Consider the following 15,764-nt stretch of genomic DNA (forward strand, 5'->3'; position numbering starts at 1 on the left):
TTTTGGGCGGAAGTATGTCTCGCTACATCCTAAGGTGGTGCGTGTGTCCTCATTGTCCCTGTTGGGGTGGTTGTGTGAGAACAGCGGAACGATGTTGTGGCACATCAGAGCCTTGAGGGGCGGAAGGATGTCGTGAGACAGAGCGGAACGATGTCATGGAATCAGACACCTCCGGGCGCACACAGAAAAACCCGGATTATCACTATAGCGTGGTGATAATCCGGGTTTTCGTCTGCCTCTCTTCAGGGGTGGTAATTTCGAATTTTCGTTTAACTGTTGCGACGATAATCCGCAATAGAAGTGCGGGTTTTAGCGCGGGTTATTTATTTATGTTCTGTTGACTATCTCGCAAGGCTACGATAATTTGCTTTATGTCAGGTTAATCTAAGGAACCTGTGATGACATTATGATAATTTGCCGGAACTCACAGTGAGAGTTCAGGAGGAGACCGATTAATGACTAAGACGACCGCGAAATTAGTGAAAACTATTGCGACTGTCTGTGCCGCCGGATTGGTAGTGGCAGGGTGCAGCAGCGCTGATGAGACAAACACTGCTGGTGAGTCCAATACGAGTGCTGACTCTGCTGCTTCTGCAGAAGGCAAATTTACCGTCACCGATAACAACGGTGAGGTAGAGCTGGACGCCATGCCAGAAAAAATTGTTGTCTTGGACTATTCCGTCCTGGACGTGATTGATTCTCTGGGCAAGGGCGATTCTGTCGTGCTCACTCCTACCAACAACAATCCACCAGCGTTTGCAGAAGAATATGCTGATACTGCAGAGGCCGGCGGAATGAGCGAGCCGGACTTGGAGGCTATTGCTTCTGCTGAGCCAGATGTCATTCTGATGGGTGCGCGTACTGCTCGCGAACCATCCCTGGTGGAAGAGTTGGGCAAGATTGCTCCTGCTTTGGACTACTCCACCGACTACACCGAGGGCAGCTTGGACCTGAACCTGGAGACCGCCCATAACTTGGCTGGTCTTTTCGGTGAGGACGTGCAGAAAGAAGCGGACGAAAAGATCGAGGCTATCCAGAAGCGTGCCGACGAACTGAAGGAGAAAGTTGAGGCTGAAGACCTGAACGCTCTGATCCTGATGACGAACGGTGGCGAGACCCACGCTTTCGCTCCGGGTTCCCGTTTCGGCGCGATTCACAATGCATTCGGCTTCAAAGAAGCTGCAGAAGTAAAGATGGATGGTCGCTACGGTGAGGTCGTCTCCTTCGAATACATTGCGGACGCTGACCCGGACTACATCTTCGTCATTGACCGTGACGCAGCCCGTGGTTCTGATGAAGCTACCGCCGAGGCAACCCTGGATAACCCACTGGTTCAGGGCACCAAGGCAGCAGAGAACGACAATATCGTCTACCTGTCGCCTGAACTGTGGTACTTGATGGGCGGTGGCATCAACAACGTTGACGCCATGATCGACGAAGTCGAAGCAGCGCTCTAGTATTTCCTGATGAAACTTTTGCACCGTTGGTGGGCTATGCCCCTGGCCATAGGCATTCTCATTGCCTTGTCAGGGGCTAGTATCATGATTGGCGCCGCTGACTTTGACTGGGAGCTACTACGCCAATCACGCTTGCCTCGCACAGCCGCAGTCCTGCTGGCTGGGTCTGCGCTAGCGATGGCTGGTTTGCTGATGCAACTGCTGACACAAAACCGCTTTGTGGAACCATCGACTGTCGGCACCACAGAATCAGCCGCGCTTGGTTTGCTGTTGATCACTATCTTTGCGCCAGCCTCGCCTATTTTTGTCAAAATGGCGGTCGCTTGTGTGGCTGCTATCGCCGGTACAGCGTTGTTCATTTTCACAATCGGTCGCCTGCGCCACCGCAAGGGCTTCATCGTGCCGTTGGTCGGCATCATGATCGGTACCGTTATCGGTGCGATCTCGACGTTTATTGCCCTGGACGTGGATCTCATTCAGTCTCTTAATGCCTGGCAATTAGGCTCTTTCGCCGGCACAATCGTCGGACGCTGGGAGCTGCTGATGTTGGTCGCGGTGATGCTGGTGATCTCTTATTTCGTCGCCGATCGGTTCACCTTGTTGGGGCTGGGTAAAAGCTACGCCATTAACGCTGGCATTAACTTCAAACGCACAGAAACCCTCGGGCTGGTTATTGTGGCGATTACCGCGGCGATCGTTGTTACGGTAATTGGTTCTTTGCCATTTTTGGGTTTGGTGGTGCCCAACATAGTCTCACTGTATTTCGGGGATAATGCGCGACGCTCCCTGCCATGGGTGATGATCCTTGGCGCCGGTTTTACTTTGGTCTGTGATCTAGCCGGACGCCTGCTGCGCTATCCATTTGAAATTCCGGTGGGTACGGTCGTCGGCGTGGTTGGCGGTGCGATCTTCTTGGTCATTCTGCTCCGGAGGCATCAGCATGCACGCTAACCACAAACGAACACTGACGTTGTCTATCCTGCTCGTTCTGGCGCTGGTGAGTTTGGGGCTGTTCCTGGCTTGGGATTTGCCGAAAGCTTGGCAGTGGGCCCTAGAACGCCGCGCCTACATCGCTGGTGGGCTCATTGTCGTCGCTACATCCATCGGCTTGTCGACGGTGTTGTTTCAGACTATTACCGCCAACCGAATTTTAACCCCGTCACTGATGGGCTTTGATGCCCTTTATATCCTGCTGCAAACCGCGTTGGTGTATTTCTTTGGGCTCAGCGCGCTTTCGCCGTGGGAAGCACGGGGGCTATTCGCGGTGGAAGTTGGCATCATGGTTGGCTTTGCCATCCTGCTGTATGCACTGATGTTCCGCGGCGGTCGTACCAGCTTGGATCTATTGTTACTAGTGGGCATTGTCTTCGGAGTCTTTTTCCGTAGCGTGTCCTCGCTGCTGCAGCGGCTGATTGATCCGGGTTTGCATGCTGCGCTGCAAGATAGATTTTTCGCGAATTTTAGCTACGTCGACAAGAATTTGTTGTGGGTGACCACCGCGCTCACCATTGGTTGCGCGGCTGTGATGTGGCGCAAACGCCGCATTTACGACACGCTGTTGCTGGGCCGAGATATTTCGCTCAACCTGGGAATCAATTACCGACGCGAAGTCATTATCACTTTGGTGTTGATCGCGGTGCTGGTGTCTAGTTCAACGGCGCTCGTCGGCCCGGTACTGTTCTTTGGTTTGCTGGTCGCGCACTTGTCGTACCAGCTGATGCGTACTGATCGCCATGCGTGGACACTTCCTGGCGCTGTGCTGATTGGTATCACCGCGTTACTAGCCGGCCAGTTTATCTTGGGCCAAGTCTTTGCGTTTAATACTGCGCTGTCGATTATCATCGAACTCTTCGGTGGCCTGGCCTTCTTGTACTTGTTGCTCCGGAAAGGTGGAATCAACAAATGATCCGCATCGAAGACGTCACCAAACGCTACGACGAGCACACCGTCGTCGATAATATTTCCACCACGATCCCGCGTGGTAAATTCACCTCGGTAATTGGGCCGAATGGTGCGGGTAAGTCCACCTTGCTGCAGATGATCGCTCGCCTGGAACCAATTACCGAAGGTGCGGTGCTAATTGATGATCTGGATGTATCCACCACTCCAGGCCCAGAGCTGGCACGCACTATGTCGATCCTGCGGCAGGAAAACCACCTGGTGGTACGCCTGACGGTACGCGAGCTGGTGGAATTCGGGCGTTTCCCTCACACGCAAGGTCGACTGACCGCAGACGATAAAAAATACGTTGATGACGCCATTGAACAGATGGGCCTGGAGCACATGGCCGATCATGCGTTGGATGAGTTATCCGGTGGACAGCGACAACGGGCTTTCGTCGCCATGGTGTTAGCGCAGGATACTGACTATATTCTGCTGGATGAGCCGCTGAATAACTTGGATATGCGTTACGCAGTGTCCATGATGAAAATGCTGCGTAAAGCGTGCGATGAGCAGGGGAAAACCATCGTGGTGGTGATCCATGACATTAATTTCGCGGCGGCGTATTCGGATCACATTATTGCGCTGAAGCATGGTCAACTTGTGCATGCGGGATCGCCGGGTGAGATTATGAATAAAGAAGTCATGCGCTCTATTTACGACATGGATATGCAAATCGAACTGTTTAACCAGAACCCGGTGGCTATCTATTTCCGCTAAACTTGAGGCAGGTTCACGAGTAAAACCAGCTGTGAGGAGCACATATGTTATCCAAGCAAGATGCAGGCATCATTATTGATGAATTGCGCCAAGAAAAGGGCTTGAGCTGGTCAGAGCTCGCCGAGCGCGCCGAGTGCCCGAATGTCTGGCTAGTTTCTGCTGTGTTGGGTATGCACCCAGTGCCAGAAGAGGTTGCGGAGTTTTTACGCAAAGAACTCGAGCTTGACGACGAGCTGGTCAAGGCTTTGCGCAGGCAGCCAACCCGCGTTCCGGAGCGTGAAATCGCCACGGACCCGACCATTTATCGTTTCCATGAACTCATCGACGTCTACGGCCCGGCCTTGAAGGCGTTGATTCATGATGAATTCGGCGACGGAATTATGAGCGCGATCAATTGCAGCCTTGATTTCAAGCGCGTGGAACACCCTGGTGGCGACCGCGTACACATCACCATCGACGGCAAGTACCTGCCGTATGACTGGGTACAGTCGGATAAGCAGTAGGTGTTAGTTTCTGCTGCGGGCTGGAGTCTTTAGCAAGCCCGCCCGCGGTCCTGGCGCATCGGTAAAATTTTCCTAGAGGTACCCGTGCGAAAGAACTCCACAATGCACACTGACAGCACACATTCTGATAGTAACGTTCCCGGCCACCACAATTCTGCGCACCACGCGCCGTCGGCTGCCGCGATGGAGGATCGTTATGCCAGCAATGAGCGCGTGTGGTCTGGGGATCCGAATGCGGCGCTGCTGAACGCGGTTGCAGGCATGGGGCTGGATGTTGCGAGCCCGTGCACCGCGTTGGATATCGGCTGCGGCGAAGGCGCGGATGCCGTGTGGTTGGCGCAGCAGGGTTGGCAGGTCACGGCCATTGATCATGCCCCGACCGCCGTGCGCCGCGCTCAGGAATTGGCGGCCGAAAACGGCGTGCAGATCGACGCACGAGCGGTGAGCTTCCAGGATTTTGAACGAGCCATGTTTGATTTGGTCATCTGCTTTTTCGGGCAGCTTAGCGACGACGATGTGCCCAAACTGGAATCGTTGGTCGCGCCGGGTGGCTGGTTGATTTTTGTGCACCACGATATGGAATCCGAGAAGTACCTGATGCCAGCGCGCCTGAAAGAACAGCTGACGGAGCTGGAACTTGTCGACGACTACGTGTTTGAAAAGAACCTCGAACGTGGCGGCGGGGCGCACCATCACCGCGATCTGGTGTTGCGCGCGCGACGGAGCTAAAACGTGAAGCAGGATACACTGCAGAGCATGCGAGTATTTTCCCAACCTGAACGGCTCCTGTTTGCTGCTAGCTCGACGATTGCCACCGCTGCCGCGGCTACCGAGCGGCACCGGTTGTTGCGGGTGTTTAAACCGCTAATCGGGGTATCGCTGGCGGGTACCGTGGTGCGCGGCTGGAGGCGTCGGCAAGCAATGGACAATGTGCTTTTGCTGGGCGCTGTGGCGGGGTCTACCTGCGGTGATGTGATTTTGCAGAGCCCGAAGGCTTTGGGGGAGGATGCGAAAGCCTCTGGGAACAGTCTGAATTCCGCGGCTTTGGCTTTCGGTGTGGCACATGTGTGTTATCAGGTGCGTGCGTGGCGGCAGGGGGCACGTGTGCATCCGGGGGTGCTGGCTATTCATGGCGCAGGGCTGGTGGGTTTGGCCAGCCAGGCGGCCCGGCATGATCCACGTGTGCTGCCTGCGGCTGCCGGGTACGGGGGCTTGGTTGCGATGACCTCGGTGTTGGGCACGTCAGGCTTAGTGGGGGCGAAGGTTAAAAACGCTCGCTTTGCCGCTGGTTCCGTGCTGTTTTTAGTCAGTGATGCGCTGATTCTGCTGCGGCGGATGTACCTGCAACGCCGTTTCCCTCGTGCGGTCGCGGAGATTGGCGTGATGTCGACTTACACGCTTGCCCAGCGCTTGCTTGTCGACGGCCTCGATTCGAGCCAATAAATCCCGGCTGACATAAGGAAACTGTACCGGGGTTTTCAGAGCTGCTGGTAGTAAAAACCGCTGGGGGATTAGGTTCTGGGAAAGTTAATCCCGCACAAGCCTCCGCCGCAGCCTAACCCAGTGCTTTGCTGTATTCCAGGGCCTGCGGGAATAGCTGGTTGTTCTCCTTGTGCACGTGTAGGTGCAGGTCACTGCGGAATTTCGCCAGGCGTTCATTCATCATCTGGTACGACGGGCAGGCATCGTTGGGTGAGGTGAAACCGTCGGTGAGTTCTGCGATGGTGCGCATGAGCGTGCCGGCGGCGTCATGTTCGGACATAAGTGCGCGTAGTTCGTGGTCCAGGTTGGTGGCTGCGGTGCCGGTGCGTTCCATGGCGGAAATTGCGGGGAAGACGAAGCGTTCTTCGCGGCTGAGGTGCTCGGACATTTCCTCGACGACGGTGTCGAAGAATTCTTTTACTTTTGCCAGTTCCGGGTGTGCATCACCGTGCACGCGAGCGACTTTATGCACGAGCTCCTGCAATTCCGGCATTTCGAGCCAGCAGTAGGAGTGGTGGATGTCGACGATGTCGTGTGCTTGTGCAGACAGCACCCGATTGTTGGAATGCTGTGTAGCCTCATCGCTGTGCTTGTCGACGCCTGCTGCTGTGGCTGGATCGGCAGGGCTGGCGTCGGCATGAGCCTGCTGGTTGGTTGGTAACTGGGCATCCTGCAGCGTGCTGATGAGGTGCTCGACGGGGATTTCTGCATCTTGGGCTGCTTGCTGCAGGGTGCGGTGGCCGTTGCAGCAGAAATCGATGCGGAATTTTTCGAAAATCTGCGAGTAGCCATAGTCGGTATTGACGATCTCGCGCAGGGTGGTCTCGGGGCGAAATTCCAGCGTGTTCATGGTTTCAATTTTACTCTGGTGGCCCCGGGTCGTCGCTGTGATTTTATGCGGCTAGCGCCTGTGGCTACGTGGTTGCTGTCGGGTCTGACCACTGCCGTAGTTTCCGGCCGGCGTTGATAATTGTGGTTTCTCTGGGAATTCTCGAGGTGACGAGTTCTTGCATCCAGGCGGCGGCTGCTTCGTCGCTCGGACGGTCAATTTTGATTCCGAGCATCGATAGATAAAACAATCCAAGATGCAAGGCTGTGCGCTTGTTGCCGTCACCAAAGTGGTGTCCTTGTGCGATATTCACGATTAATGCGGCCGCGCGCTCAAATGGTGAGTCGTAAGCAGCTTGGCCGAAGAATATCTGCAAGGGGGCATAAATTGCGGACCGAAGGCCTTCGAGGTGGACCGAAAAACCTGAGTATTCTTGGAGGCCATCACGACTGTGAGATGCTCGCATCCCGCAACGTTTATTGAGCGCGCAAGCTACCTCCACCAGTTTTTCAGCGAGCGCTTCCTCTGCTGATTGGTCACGGCAATCGGTCATATCGATTTTCTGCTGCACAGACTAGCGGGTAGCGAGTAAATCAAACACCGGGTCCCATTCTTTTTCTAGTGCAATAGCCTGAGAGATCATGTCGTCAGTAGTTGTATCCGGGGATATCTGGTTTATTGCGGGAGCAGAGGGGCGTGAGGTCTGAGCATGTAACAGCTCGCTGAATTCGTCGCGAATATTCGCCAGACTAAGCACGTTTGTTCCTGGGTTATCTGGTGCTAACCCGGAACGAGTCGCCTGCCACGCTGCGCCATGGCTCAACTCTGACAGGTCGGTGGATTTCTGTTTACCGTAAAATTCCACGGTGCGTGCGACGACGGCAGCTTCGTATGCAGAAAGGCGCGCCGATTCCCCGCCCGGAACCTCAGCTACCGTGTAACCCTTGGCTGCTGCCTCGGTGTGGTGGCGCAGCTGTGGGGAGACAGGGCCGTGGCGCCAGCCTTCGAATTCATCGGCAAACAAGGGCTTGCCAGTCCATGCCAAATGCCAGCCTTGGGAGAAATAGCACAGCTTGTACAGCTTCATCTTGTCGACGCCAGGAAGCAGTTCGGTGATGTATTGACCTACATCGAGGATTGTCGCCATCGTCGCCTCCTTGTCTGCCGTTACTGCGGCTTCCGCGTCTTCTGGACCTTCTAGGGTTGTTTGTTTGTGCCCTTGCGTGTCGTTTCGGCGTGGGCGTTGCGAAACCATTACTAACCATTACTTAGGTACTTAGGTCAAACGCTAGCAAAGATCCAGAATGGGAGTGCTGGAATGTGCTTAATATCGAAAATTCATTCGTTTAATTCTTCGTCGTCATCTAATAATCATCACAAAACAATACGGAAAATAAGTAGCGTAGAACAGGTAAAATAAGTAGCGTAAGTTGCGGAAAATTCGACCGATAGAATACGGAAAATAAGTAGTGTTTCTTTAAAAAATCCCCACCAACTGCGGAAAAGCAGTGGCGGGGAATGGTCGTGAAATGTTTTGGGTCTGGTGGACCGAGCTCTTCGCTACCTGCTAGAAACGCTCACCGAATGTGATCTGGATTGCGTGCTGGGTGTCGAATTGGTGTGTGAATGTGCGCCTGATTCGAAGTTTGCGTCAGAGTCGGGCTCCGAGTTGGATCCAGGGTTGGAGGCGGCGTCATCCAGCGAGTCGTCATCCTGAGCATCGTCATTCAGCAGGTCGTTGACACCGCTTTCGGCAGCATCCCATACATCCATGTCTTGGATGCCGGCGCGCTTGGCGACGACCGTCGCAGCCAGGATCTGACCGGTGACGTTCAGCGCGGTACGGCCCATGTCGACGATGGGTTCGACGGCTAGCAGTAAGCCCACACCAGCCAGTGGTAGGCCTAGCGTCGACAAGGTTAGCGTCAGCATGACGGTGGCGCCGGTGGTGCCTGCGGTGGCTGCGGAACCAATAACGGAAACGAAGATGATCAGCAGGTACTGGGTGAAGTCCAGGTCAATGCCGTAGAACTGGGCAACGAAGATCGCGGCGACGGCAGGGTAGACCGAAGCGCAGCCGTCCATCTTGGTGGTTGCACCCAGCGGGATGGCGAAGGAAGCGTACTCGCGGGGAACACCTATGGCGCGTTCGCTGAAGCGTTGCGTTGCTGGCATGACGCCCATCGAGGAACGGGTGACAAAGCCCAGGGAAATAACTGGCCAGATGCGCTTGTAAAAACCAAAGACCGGGATATTGTGTGCCTTCATGACGGCCGGGTAGACCACCAGGAAGACTAAGGCCAGGCCGATGTAGACTGCGAGCACGAATTTGCCTAGTGAGCCCATTGCGTCCCAGCCGTAGGTGGCTACGGCTTTACCAATTAACGCAGCGGTGCCGATTGGTGCCAGGCGGATGATCCACCACAGCACTACCTGGATGACCTTCAAGAAGGATTCGGTAAACCGCAAAAATGGATCCGCGGCCTTACCGGCTTTCACCGCGGCGATACCAATGGCCAGGGAAATTACTAGCAGCTGCAGGGCACCGAAGCTTAGCGAAACTTCGCCGTCGCTGACCGACGCATTCAGTCCGAAGAAGTTCTGCGGCAGCAGTTGTTCGAAGAAGGCCGTCCACGAACCCATGCTGGATGGGTCTTGCGCCTGGGAAGCATCGACGCTGGTGCCGACGCCCGGCTTCAGTGCCAGAGCGACGACGATGCCGACGATAACGGAGAAAAACGCGGTGATCGCGAACCAGAGCAGCGTGGAAAACGCCAGGGACGCGGCGTTGGTGACCTTGCGTAGGTTCGCCACAGAGGTGACCACTGCAGCGAAGATCAGCGGCGGCACCATGACTTTCAGCAACTGCACATAGGCGCTGCCGACGTTGCTAAGAATGCTGGTCAGCCAGCCCGGGTTCTCCGGGTCGGTGTCCATGTTGGAGGCGACTAATCCTAAGATCACGCCGATGATCAAACCGGCGATGACTTGTGCGCCGAAGCCGGTGGCCCAGCTGGGGAGCTTGTGCTTGCTTTCTGCGTGCTCGGGCGTGCTTGTCGACGCCTGCGCGGAGGTTTTGTGTGCCATAAGTGTTCCTTATCGCGTGAGTTTGTAGGGCTAAATTTCGTTCATTATGAACAGATCGGTCTATTCTTGGTGAACCATTCTGTTCAAGAATGTTCCCTTGACTGTACTCCCCCTAGTTTTCGGGGCGCAACACGACGCGAAAATATATTCTTATGGAAACGCAGAAGCCCGCGTGACCTGCTGTGATGGTGCACACAATGGATCTGGGGTGTGGTGTGCGGGAGGGGTTTGCGGGTGGATTTGATTCTGTGATGCCAAGGCTTGCCTTGCTGGATTTTTGGACTTGTGCAGAATACATTGAGTGCATGTCTCGTTTTAGCCCCCTCAACTGGCCTGTTGTGCGCCAGATTCGCGGCGGAGACCCTTTTGGTAGGGGCGTCAACACGCAGTCGCAAAAGAGCAAAGACAAGCGTGGCCGCATTGAGGAGGCGGACCGCGTCGTGCAGTCCGTCTGCCCGTATTGCGCGGTGGGGTGCTCACAGCGCATCTACGTGAAAGACGATCGTGTTATCCAGGTGGAAGGCGACCCAGATTCGCCGATTTCCCGTGGCCGGTTGTGCCCGAAGGGTTCGGCTTCTGAGCAGCTGATTAACTCTGCATCGCGGTTAACCAAGATCAAATACCGTGCACCCTATTCCACCGAATGGCAGGAATTGGATGAAGATACCGCGATGGACATGATCGCGGATCGTTACCTGGAAGCCCGCCGTAATGGCTGGCAGGATACCGACGACGAAGGTCGCCGACTCAACCGCACCATGGGCATCGCCGGGCTGGGCGGTGCGACGCTGGATAATGAAGAAAATTACCTGATTAAAAAGCTGTTTACCGCTACTGGCGCGATCCAGGTAGAAAACCAGGCGCGCATATGACACTCTGCCACAGTTCCTAGTTTAGGAACTTCCTTTGGCCGCGGCGGTGCTACGCAACCGCTGCAGGATATGGCGAACGCTGACTGCATTGTCATCGAGGGTTCGAACATGGCGGAATGCCACCCGGTGGGTTTCCAGTGGGTAGTAGAAGCGAAAAAGCGGGGCGCTCGCATCATCCACGTCGACCCGCGCTACACGCGCACCTCGGCTTTTGCGAACCGCCACATTGGTATTCGCGGCGGCACTGACGTTGTGCTCTTGGGTGCATTGATCAAGTACATGCTGGACAATGACTTGTACTTCCACGATTACGTGGTGGCATATACCAATGCGCCGATGTTGGTCTCGGAAGGCTACCAGGATACGGAGGATCTCGACGGACTGTTTTCTGGTTTCGACCCAGAAACCGGGAAATACCTCACTGATACGTGGCAGTACGAGCAGAAAGACGACGGTTCGTCCTGGAACGTGGAACGCGATGACACCCTGCAGCATCCGCGCAGTGTGTTCCAGATTCTGAAACGCCACTTCGCGCGCTACACCCCGGAGCTGGTGGAAGAAACCTGCGGCATCTCGCAGGAAGATTTCTACTACCTGGCTAATTCGATCGCGGATAACTCTAAGACGGATCGCACTACGTGTTTCGCTTATGCGCTGGGCTTTACCCAACACACGCTGGGCGCGCAGTTCATCCGCACCGCTGCTATTTTGCAGCTGCTGATGGGTAACGTGGGCCGCCCGGGTGCGGGCATCATGGCCTTGCGTGGGCATGCCTCGATCCAGGGTTCGACGGACATCCCGACGCTGTTCCATTCACTGCCGGGCTACTTGCCGATGCCGAGCGTCGACAAGCAAAGCTGGCAGGAATACTGTGACGAGATTCGGGAGGAGTCGCAGAAGGGCTTCTGGCAGCTTGGCGAGAGCTATGCCGTCTCGCTGATGAAGTCCTACTGGGGCGATGCGGCAACGGCCGAGAATAACTGGGGCTATGACCTGATGCCGCGGATTTCCGGTGCGCACTCTACGTATCAGACGCTGGAGGCAATGCTGGAAGGTGCTGTGGAAGGCTACTTAGTCTTTGGGCAGAACCCTGCGGTGGCGCAATCCAACGGTGGTATGCAACGCCGTGGTTTGGCTGCGCTGAAGTGGCTGGTCGTGCGCGATTTTCAGGAGATTGAGACGGCGTCGTTCTGGAAGGATGCGCCAGAGATCAAAACTGGTGAGCTGAAAACCGAGGAGATCGGCACCGAGGTCTTCTTGTTCCCGGCCGCCACGCACGCGGAAAAGGCCGGTACGTTCACGCAAACCCAGCGCATGTTGCAGTGGCGGTTTAAAGCCGCGCCTTCGCCGGGTGATGCCAAGAGCGATTTGTGGTTCTTCTACCAGCTGGGCAAGAAGATCAAACAGCGCTTGGCGGATTCGACGGACCCGCGGGACCTGCCAGTGCAGAAGATGACCTGGGATTACGTGGAAACCGAGGAGGGTGAGCCGAACCCAGAGGACGTGCTCAAAGAGATCAACGGCTACTACCTGGATGGGCCGAACAAGGGCGAGTTGCTGCCGAGCTTCGTGGAGATGAAAGCCGATGGCACCACCTCTGGCGGCTGCTGGATTTATACCGGCGTGTATAAAGACGGCATCAACCATTCGCAGAAGAAGGTCCCGGGCCGCGAGCAAAACGAGGTCGCGTTGGATTGGGGCTGGGTCTGGCCGTCGAACCGCCGCATCTTGTACAACCGTGCCTCGGCGCGACCGGACGGAACCCCCTGGTCAGAGCGCAAGAAGTACGTGTGGTGGGACAAGGACGCTGGCAAGTGGGTTGGCGACGACGTGCCAGATTTCCCGGTGGACAAAGCCCCGGACTACAAGGCGCCTGCCGACGCCGTGGGCCCGGATGCGCTGGATGGCACCGATGCCTTCATCATGCAGTCCGACGGCCGCGGCTGGTTGTTCGCGCCTAGTGGTCTGTCGGATGGGCCCTTGCCGACGCACTACGAACCGCACGAATCGCCGGTGGGGAATATCCTGTATACCCAGCAGCAATCGCCGACACGTATGCCAATCAAGCGTGCAGATAACCTCTCGCGTCCGGAACCGGGCAAGCCAGGCTCCGAGGTATTCCCGTTCGTCTTTTCTACTTACCGGTTGACGGAGATGTATACCTCGGGTGCCATGACGCGTCGCTTGCCGTACCTCGCGGAGCTACAACCGGGCTTGTTCTGTGAAGTGGATAAGGACCTGGCTGCTAAGCGCGGGCTAGAAAATGGCGAGTGGGCGACGATCATCTCGCCACGTGGCGTGATCGAAGCACAGGTGCTGGTCACCGATCGCATGCAGATGCTGCAGATCAACGGCGAGGAATTTCACCAGATTGGTTTGCCGTTCCACTACGGCGAATCCGACACCACGGAAGTTGCTGGCGACGGCGCCAATGACTTGCTGGGCCTGACGCTGGAGCCGAACGTGTTCATTCAGAACTCAAAGATCGGTGCTTGCGATATCCAACCGGGCCGACGCCCCCGCGGGCAGGCGCGCCGGGATTTGCTGCTGGAATACCAGCAGCGTGCGCAGCTGACTGTGGAAAGCGGCAACGAGTTGCTCACTGGCGAAGACGGCAGTGTTTCTGATGCAGCTTCGCGGCAGCAACGTCTGGATGCCGTCGGCAAGTCTGAGTATGGGCCGGAGAATCGCGCTGACCAGCACAACCCCGATGAGAGCGAAGAAGGGAAGTAAAGGACTATGCTTCTGACCGAAAACGCCTCCTCGCATGGTTATGACGACTATCAGCGCATGGCATTTTTCACCGATACCTCGGTGTGTATTGGCTGCAAGGCCTGTGAGGTTGCCTGCAAAGAGTGGAACCGCAACCCCGTGGAAGGCTACGAGGTTACGGGTGATTCCTATGACAACACCGGCGCGCTGGGAGCGAATACCTGGCGGCACGTGGCGTTTGTGGAGCAGAACAACGACCGCATTGAGCAGTCCCGCGCAGAGGGCAAAAAACTGATTTCGTTGGGCATGCCGACGATCGGTGGCCAGGACGGGAACGCTGGCCCGACTGGCTCGAGCGCGGGCTCGGAAACCGGTAGCCCCGCTGGCGCCGCAACAGAGACCACCAACACCACCCCGCCGGATACGGATTCTTTCCGCTGGTTGATGTCCTCGGACGTATGCAAGCACTGCACCAACGCCGGCTGCCTGGACGTGTGCCCGACGGGCGCGCTGTTTCGCACGGAGTTCGGCACCGTCGTCGTGCAAGATGATGTGTGCAATGGCTGCGGCACGTGTGTAGCTGGGTGCCCGTTTGGTGTTATTGAGCGTCGTGACGACGGCGGAGTCACGCTCAAGCAAGACAAAACCGCCACCGTGGACTACCAGGATAATTCGCACGCCGGGGTGAATGTGCTGGCGAAGTTGAAGCAGCGTGGGCTGCAGGGCCCGAACAAAATTGACCACACCCCGGGTAAGTCCATGCCGATTAAAAATATTGGCGTCGCCCAGAAATGCACTATGTGCTATGACCGGCTGAAAGTCGGCGAGCAACCAGCGTGTTCGAAGACCTGCCCGACGGATTCTATTCAGTTCGGCACCTACGAGGACATGCTGGCCGCGGCGAAACAGCGCGTGCGCGTGCTGCATGAACAGGGGCTGACCGAGGCCCGTCTGTACGGCGCGAATAGTGACGATGGCGTGGGTGGCACGGGCTCGATTTTCTTGCTGTTGGATTCGCCCGAGGTCTATGGTTTGCCGCCAGACCCGCGCGTGCCGACGGCGGATTTGCCGCAGATGTATAAAACCGCCGTGAAGGCCATCGGTGGCATGGCATTGGCCGTGGCTGGTGCGTTTGTTATGGGAGGTCGGAAGTGAGCAACTTCGACGAATACCGCCCGCCGCAGGGAGCACGACCGAACCGCTACCGCAAGTTCGATGGCACAAAGCCGAAGAAGAAGCGCAAGCGGCCAGGTGCGGGTGCACAGGATGGTTCCAAAGAAGAGCGGATGGCAGAAGACTTCGAGTTTTCTTCCTACTACGGCAAGCCCGTCGTCAAGGCTCCGCCGTGGGAGTGGCCAATTGGCGTTTATTTGTTCCTCGGCGGTGTCAGTGGTGGCTCCGGCATGTTGGCTGCGGGCGCGCAGGCCACCGGCAACAAGCCCTTGCTGCGCACAACTCGCTTGACGACGCTATCTGCTGCTTCGCTCGGTTCCGTGTTTTTGATTCTGGACTTGGGCCGGCCGGAACGCGCGTTGAATATGTTCCGCGTGTTCAAGGTGACCTCGCCGATGTCTGTGGGCTCGTGGATTTTGATGAGCTTCGCCAGTGCTTCGGCGATCCCGGCGCTGGTGGAAATTGATAAGCTGGCTGGTCGTCGTGGTCTGCCGTTGCCGAAATTCGCGCGCACTGCGCTGCGGAAACTCGCCGGGCCAGCTGGTGCGGCCACGGGTGTTTTGGGCGGCCCGCTGGCTGGTTATACGGCGGTGTTGTTGTCGAATACCTCGAACCCGGTGTGGAACGACATGAAAAACCACCTGCCGTATGTGTTTGTGTCCTCGGCTTCGGCGGCGGCGTCGGGTTGTGCGATGGTCACTACGCCAGTGGATAGTGCAGGCCCAGCCCGAGCGTTAGCGATGGGGGCGGCTGTGAGTGATCTGGTGGCCACAAAGGTGCTGGAAAACGGCATGGAACCGGAACCGCGCGAGGCCTTGCACCACGGCAAGTCCGGCAAGCTCATGAAGGCTTCGGAATACCTCATCGCCGCTGGTGGTGTGGGTGCTGCGGTGTCGGCGGTGACGAAATCCCGCGCGGTCTCGGTGCTTTCGGGCCTGTCGTTGTTGGCTGGTTCTGCCTGCACGCGCTTCGGGGTGTTGGACGCCGG

Annotated in this window: 14 protein-coding genes; 10 read left to right on the forward strand and 4 right to left on the reverse strand. The window is 56.7% G+C overall.

The window, feature by feature from the left end; all coding sequences use genetic code 11:
* Window positions 1-455: 455 nt before the first annotated feature.
* From A5774_RS03570 to A5774_RS03600, 7 genes are all read left to right on the forward strand, one after another.
* Window positions 456-1,457: a siderophore ABC transporter substrate-binding protein gene (locus tag A5774_RS03570; protein ID WP_064833382.1), complete on the forward strand. Its 1,002-nt coding sequence runs from the start codon at window positions 456-458 to the stop codon at window positions 1,455-1,457.
* Between the two features lie 9 nt (window positions 1,458-1,466).
* Window positions 1,467-2,408, forward strand: coding sequence for an ABC transporter permease (locus tag A5774_RS03575; protein WP_021353150.1), 942 nt, complete (start codon window positions 1,467-1,469; stop codon window positions 2,406-2,408).
* Window positions 2,398-3,363, forward strand: coding sequence for an iron chelate uptake ABC transporter family permease subunit (locus A5774_RS03580; RefSeq protein ID WP_021353149.1), 966 nt, complete (start codon window positions 2,398-2,400; stop codon window positions 3,361-3,363). Before A5774_RS03575 ends, A5774_RS03580 begins: the two co-directional genes overlap by 11 nt.
* Window positions 3,360-4,118 (forward strand): ABC transporter ATP-binding protein, encoded by a 759-nt coding sequence (locus A5774_RS03585; protein ID WP_021353148.1) that lies wholly within the window; start codon window positions 3,360-3,362, stop codon window positions 4,116-4,118. The genes A5774_RS03580 and A5774_RS03585 overlap by 4 nt, the downstream gene beginning before the upstream one ends.
* A gap of 44 nt (window positions 4,119-4,162) precedes the next feature.
* The gene (cynS, locus tag A5774_RS03590) at window positions 4,163-4,621 is read left to right on the forward strand and encodes a cyanase (protein ID WP_021353147.1); all 459 of its coding nucleotides are present in this window, start codon (window positions 4,163-4,165) and stop codon (window positions 4,619-4,621) included.
* A gap of 102 nt (window positions 4,622-4,723) precedes the next feature.
* Window positions 4,724-5,350 (forward strand): bifunctional 2-polyprenyl-6-hydroxyphenol methylase/3-demethylubiquinol 3-O-methyltransferase UbiG, encoded by a 627-nt coding sequence (locus A5774_RS03595; protein WP_082936084.1) that lies wholly within the window; start codon window positions 4,724-4,726, stop codon window positions 5,348-5,350.
* Between the two features lie 27 nt (window positions 5,351-5,377).
* Window positions 5,378-6,064 carry a lysoplasmalogenase gene (locus tag A5774_RS03600; protein WP_064833384.1) on the forward strand — a complete coding sequence of 229 codons (687 nt, stop codon included), beginning with the start codon at window positions 5,378-5,380 and terminating at the stop codon, window positions 6,062-6,064.
* A 112-nt stretch (window positions 6,065-6,176) separates the two neighbouring features.
* Here the strand turns inward: A5774_RS03600 and A5774_RS03605 are convergent, their stop codons facing one another.
* From A5774_RS03605 to A5774_RS03620, 4 genes are all read right to left on the reverse strand, one after another.
* The gene (locus A5774_RS03605; protein ID WP_064833387.1) at window positions 6,177-6,953 is read right to left on the reverse strand and encodes a DUF542 domain-containing protein; all 777 of its coding nucleotides are present in this window, start codon (window positions 6,951-6,953) and stop codon (window positions 6,177-6,179) included.
* A gap of 64 nt (window positions 6,954-7,017) precedes the next feature.
* Window positions 7,018-7,485 carry a type II toxin-antitoxin system death-on-curing family toxin gene (locus A5774_RS03610; RefSeq protein WP_064833389.1) on the reverse strand — a complete coding sequence of 156 codons (468 nt, stop codon included), beginning with the start codon at window positions 7,483-7,485 and terminating at the stop codon, window positions 7,018-7,020.
* A 21-nt stretch (window positions 7,486-7,506) separates the two neighbouring features.
* Window positions 7,507-8,187, reverse strand: a complete 681-nt coding sequence (locus A5774_RS03615) for a Panacea domain-containing protein (RefSeq protein ID WP_082936085.1) — start codon at window positions 8,185-8,187, stop codon at window positions 7,507-7,509.
* Between the two features lie 305 nt (window positions 8,188-8,492).
* A complete protein-coding gene (locus A5774_RS03620; protein ID WP_064833391.1) occupies window positions 8,493-10,019 on the reverse strand; it encodes a dicarboxylate/amino acid:cation symporter in 1,527 nt (508 codons plus the stop codon).
* Between the two features lie 305 nt (window positions 10,020-10,324).
* Between A5774_RS03620 and fdnG the strand changes: the two genes are divergently transcribed.
* From fdnG to nrfD, 3 genes are all read left to right on the forward strand, one after another.
* Window positions 10,325-13,624, forward strand: coding sequence for a formate dehydrogenase-N subunit alpha (fdnG, locus tag A5774_RS03630; protein WP_231892332.1), 3,300 nt, complete (start codon window positions 10,325-10,327; stop codon window positions 13,622-13,624).
* A gap of 6 nt (window positions 13,625-13,630) precedes the next feature.
* A complete protein-coding gene (locus A5774_RS03635; RefSeq protein WP_064833395.1) occupies window positions 13,631-14,758 on the forward strand; it encodes a 4Fe-4S dicluster domain-containing protein in 1,128 nt (375 codons plus the stop codon).
* Window positions 14,755-15,764, forward strand: a 1,010-nt coding sequence (gene nrfD, locus A5774_RS03640; protein ID WP_064833397.1) for an NrfD/PsrC family molybdoenzyme membrane anchor subunit, incomplete at its 3' end; no start/stop codon positions are given. The genes A5774_RS03635 and nrfD, both read left to right, overlap by 4 nt.

Origin of the sequence: Corynebacterium sp. EPI-003-04-2554_SCH2473622 (assembly GCF_001665955.1) — a bacterium.
GTDB lineage: Bacteria > Actinomycetota > Actinomycetes > Mycobacteriales > Mycobacteriaceae > Corynebacterium > Corynebacterium pseudodiphtheriticum.

What these genes read in the sequence shown, in the direction of transcription:
- A5774_RS03595 (WP_082936084.1), top strand. Translation starts at nt 4,724, where the DNA reads ATGCACACTGACAGCACACATTCTGATAGTAACGTTCCCGGCCACCAC.
- A5774_RS03615 (WP_082936085.1), bottom strand. Translation starts at nt 8,187, where the DNA reads ATGGTTTCGCAACGCCCACGCCGAAACGACACGCAAGGGCACAAACAA.
- A5774_RS03635 (WP_064833395.1), top strand. Translation starts at nt 13,631, where the DNA reads ATGCTTCTGACCGAAAACGCCTCCTCGCATGGTTATGACGACTATCAG.
- A5774_RS03570 (WP_064833382.1), top strand. Translation starts at nt 456, where the DNA reads ATGACTAAGACGACCGCGAAATTAGTGAAAACTATTGCGACTGTCTGT.
- A5774_RS03600 (WP_064833384.1), top strand. Translation starts at nt 5,378, where the DNA reads ATGCGAGTATTTTCCCAACCTGAACGGCTCCTGTTTGCTGCTAGCTCG.
- A5774_RS03605 (WP_064833387.1), bottom strand. Translation starts at nt 6,953, where the DNA reads ATGAACACGCTGGAATTTCGCCCCGAGACCACCCTGCGCGAGATCGTC.
- A5774_RS03580 (WP_021353149.1), top strand. Translation starts at nt 2,398, where the DNA reads ATGCACGCTAACCACAAACGAACACTGACGTTGTCTATCCTGCTCGTT.
- A5774_RS03620 (WP_064833391.1), bottom strand. Translation starts at nt 10,019, where the DNA reads ATGGCACACAAAACCTCCGCGCAGGCGTCGACAAGCACGCCCGAGCAC.
- A5774_RS03610 (WP_064833389.1), bottom strand. Translation starts at nt 7,485, where the DNA reads ATGACCGATTGCCGTGACCAATCAGCAGAGGAAGCGCTCGCTGAAAAA.
- A5774_RS03575 (WP_021353150.1), top strand. Translation starts at nt 1,467, where the DNA reads ATGAAACTTTTGCACCGTTGGTGGGCTATGCCCCTGGCCATAGGCATT.
- A5774_RS03585 (WP_021353148.1), top strand. Translation starts at nt 3,360, where the DNA reads ATGATCCGCATCGAAGACGTCACCAAACGCTACGACGAGCACACCGTC.
- cynS (WP_021353147.1), top strand. Translation starts at nt 4,163, where the DNA reads ATGTTATCCAAGCAAGATGCAGGCATCATTATTGATGAATTGCGCCAA.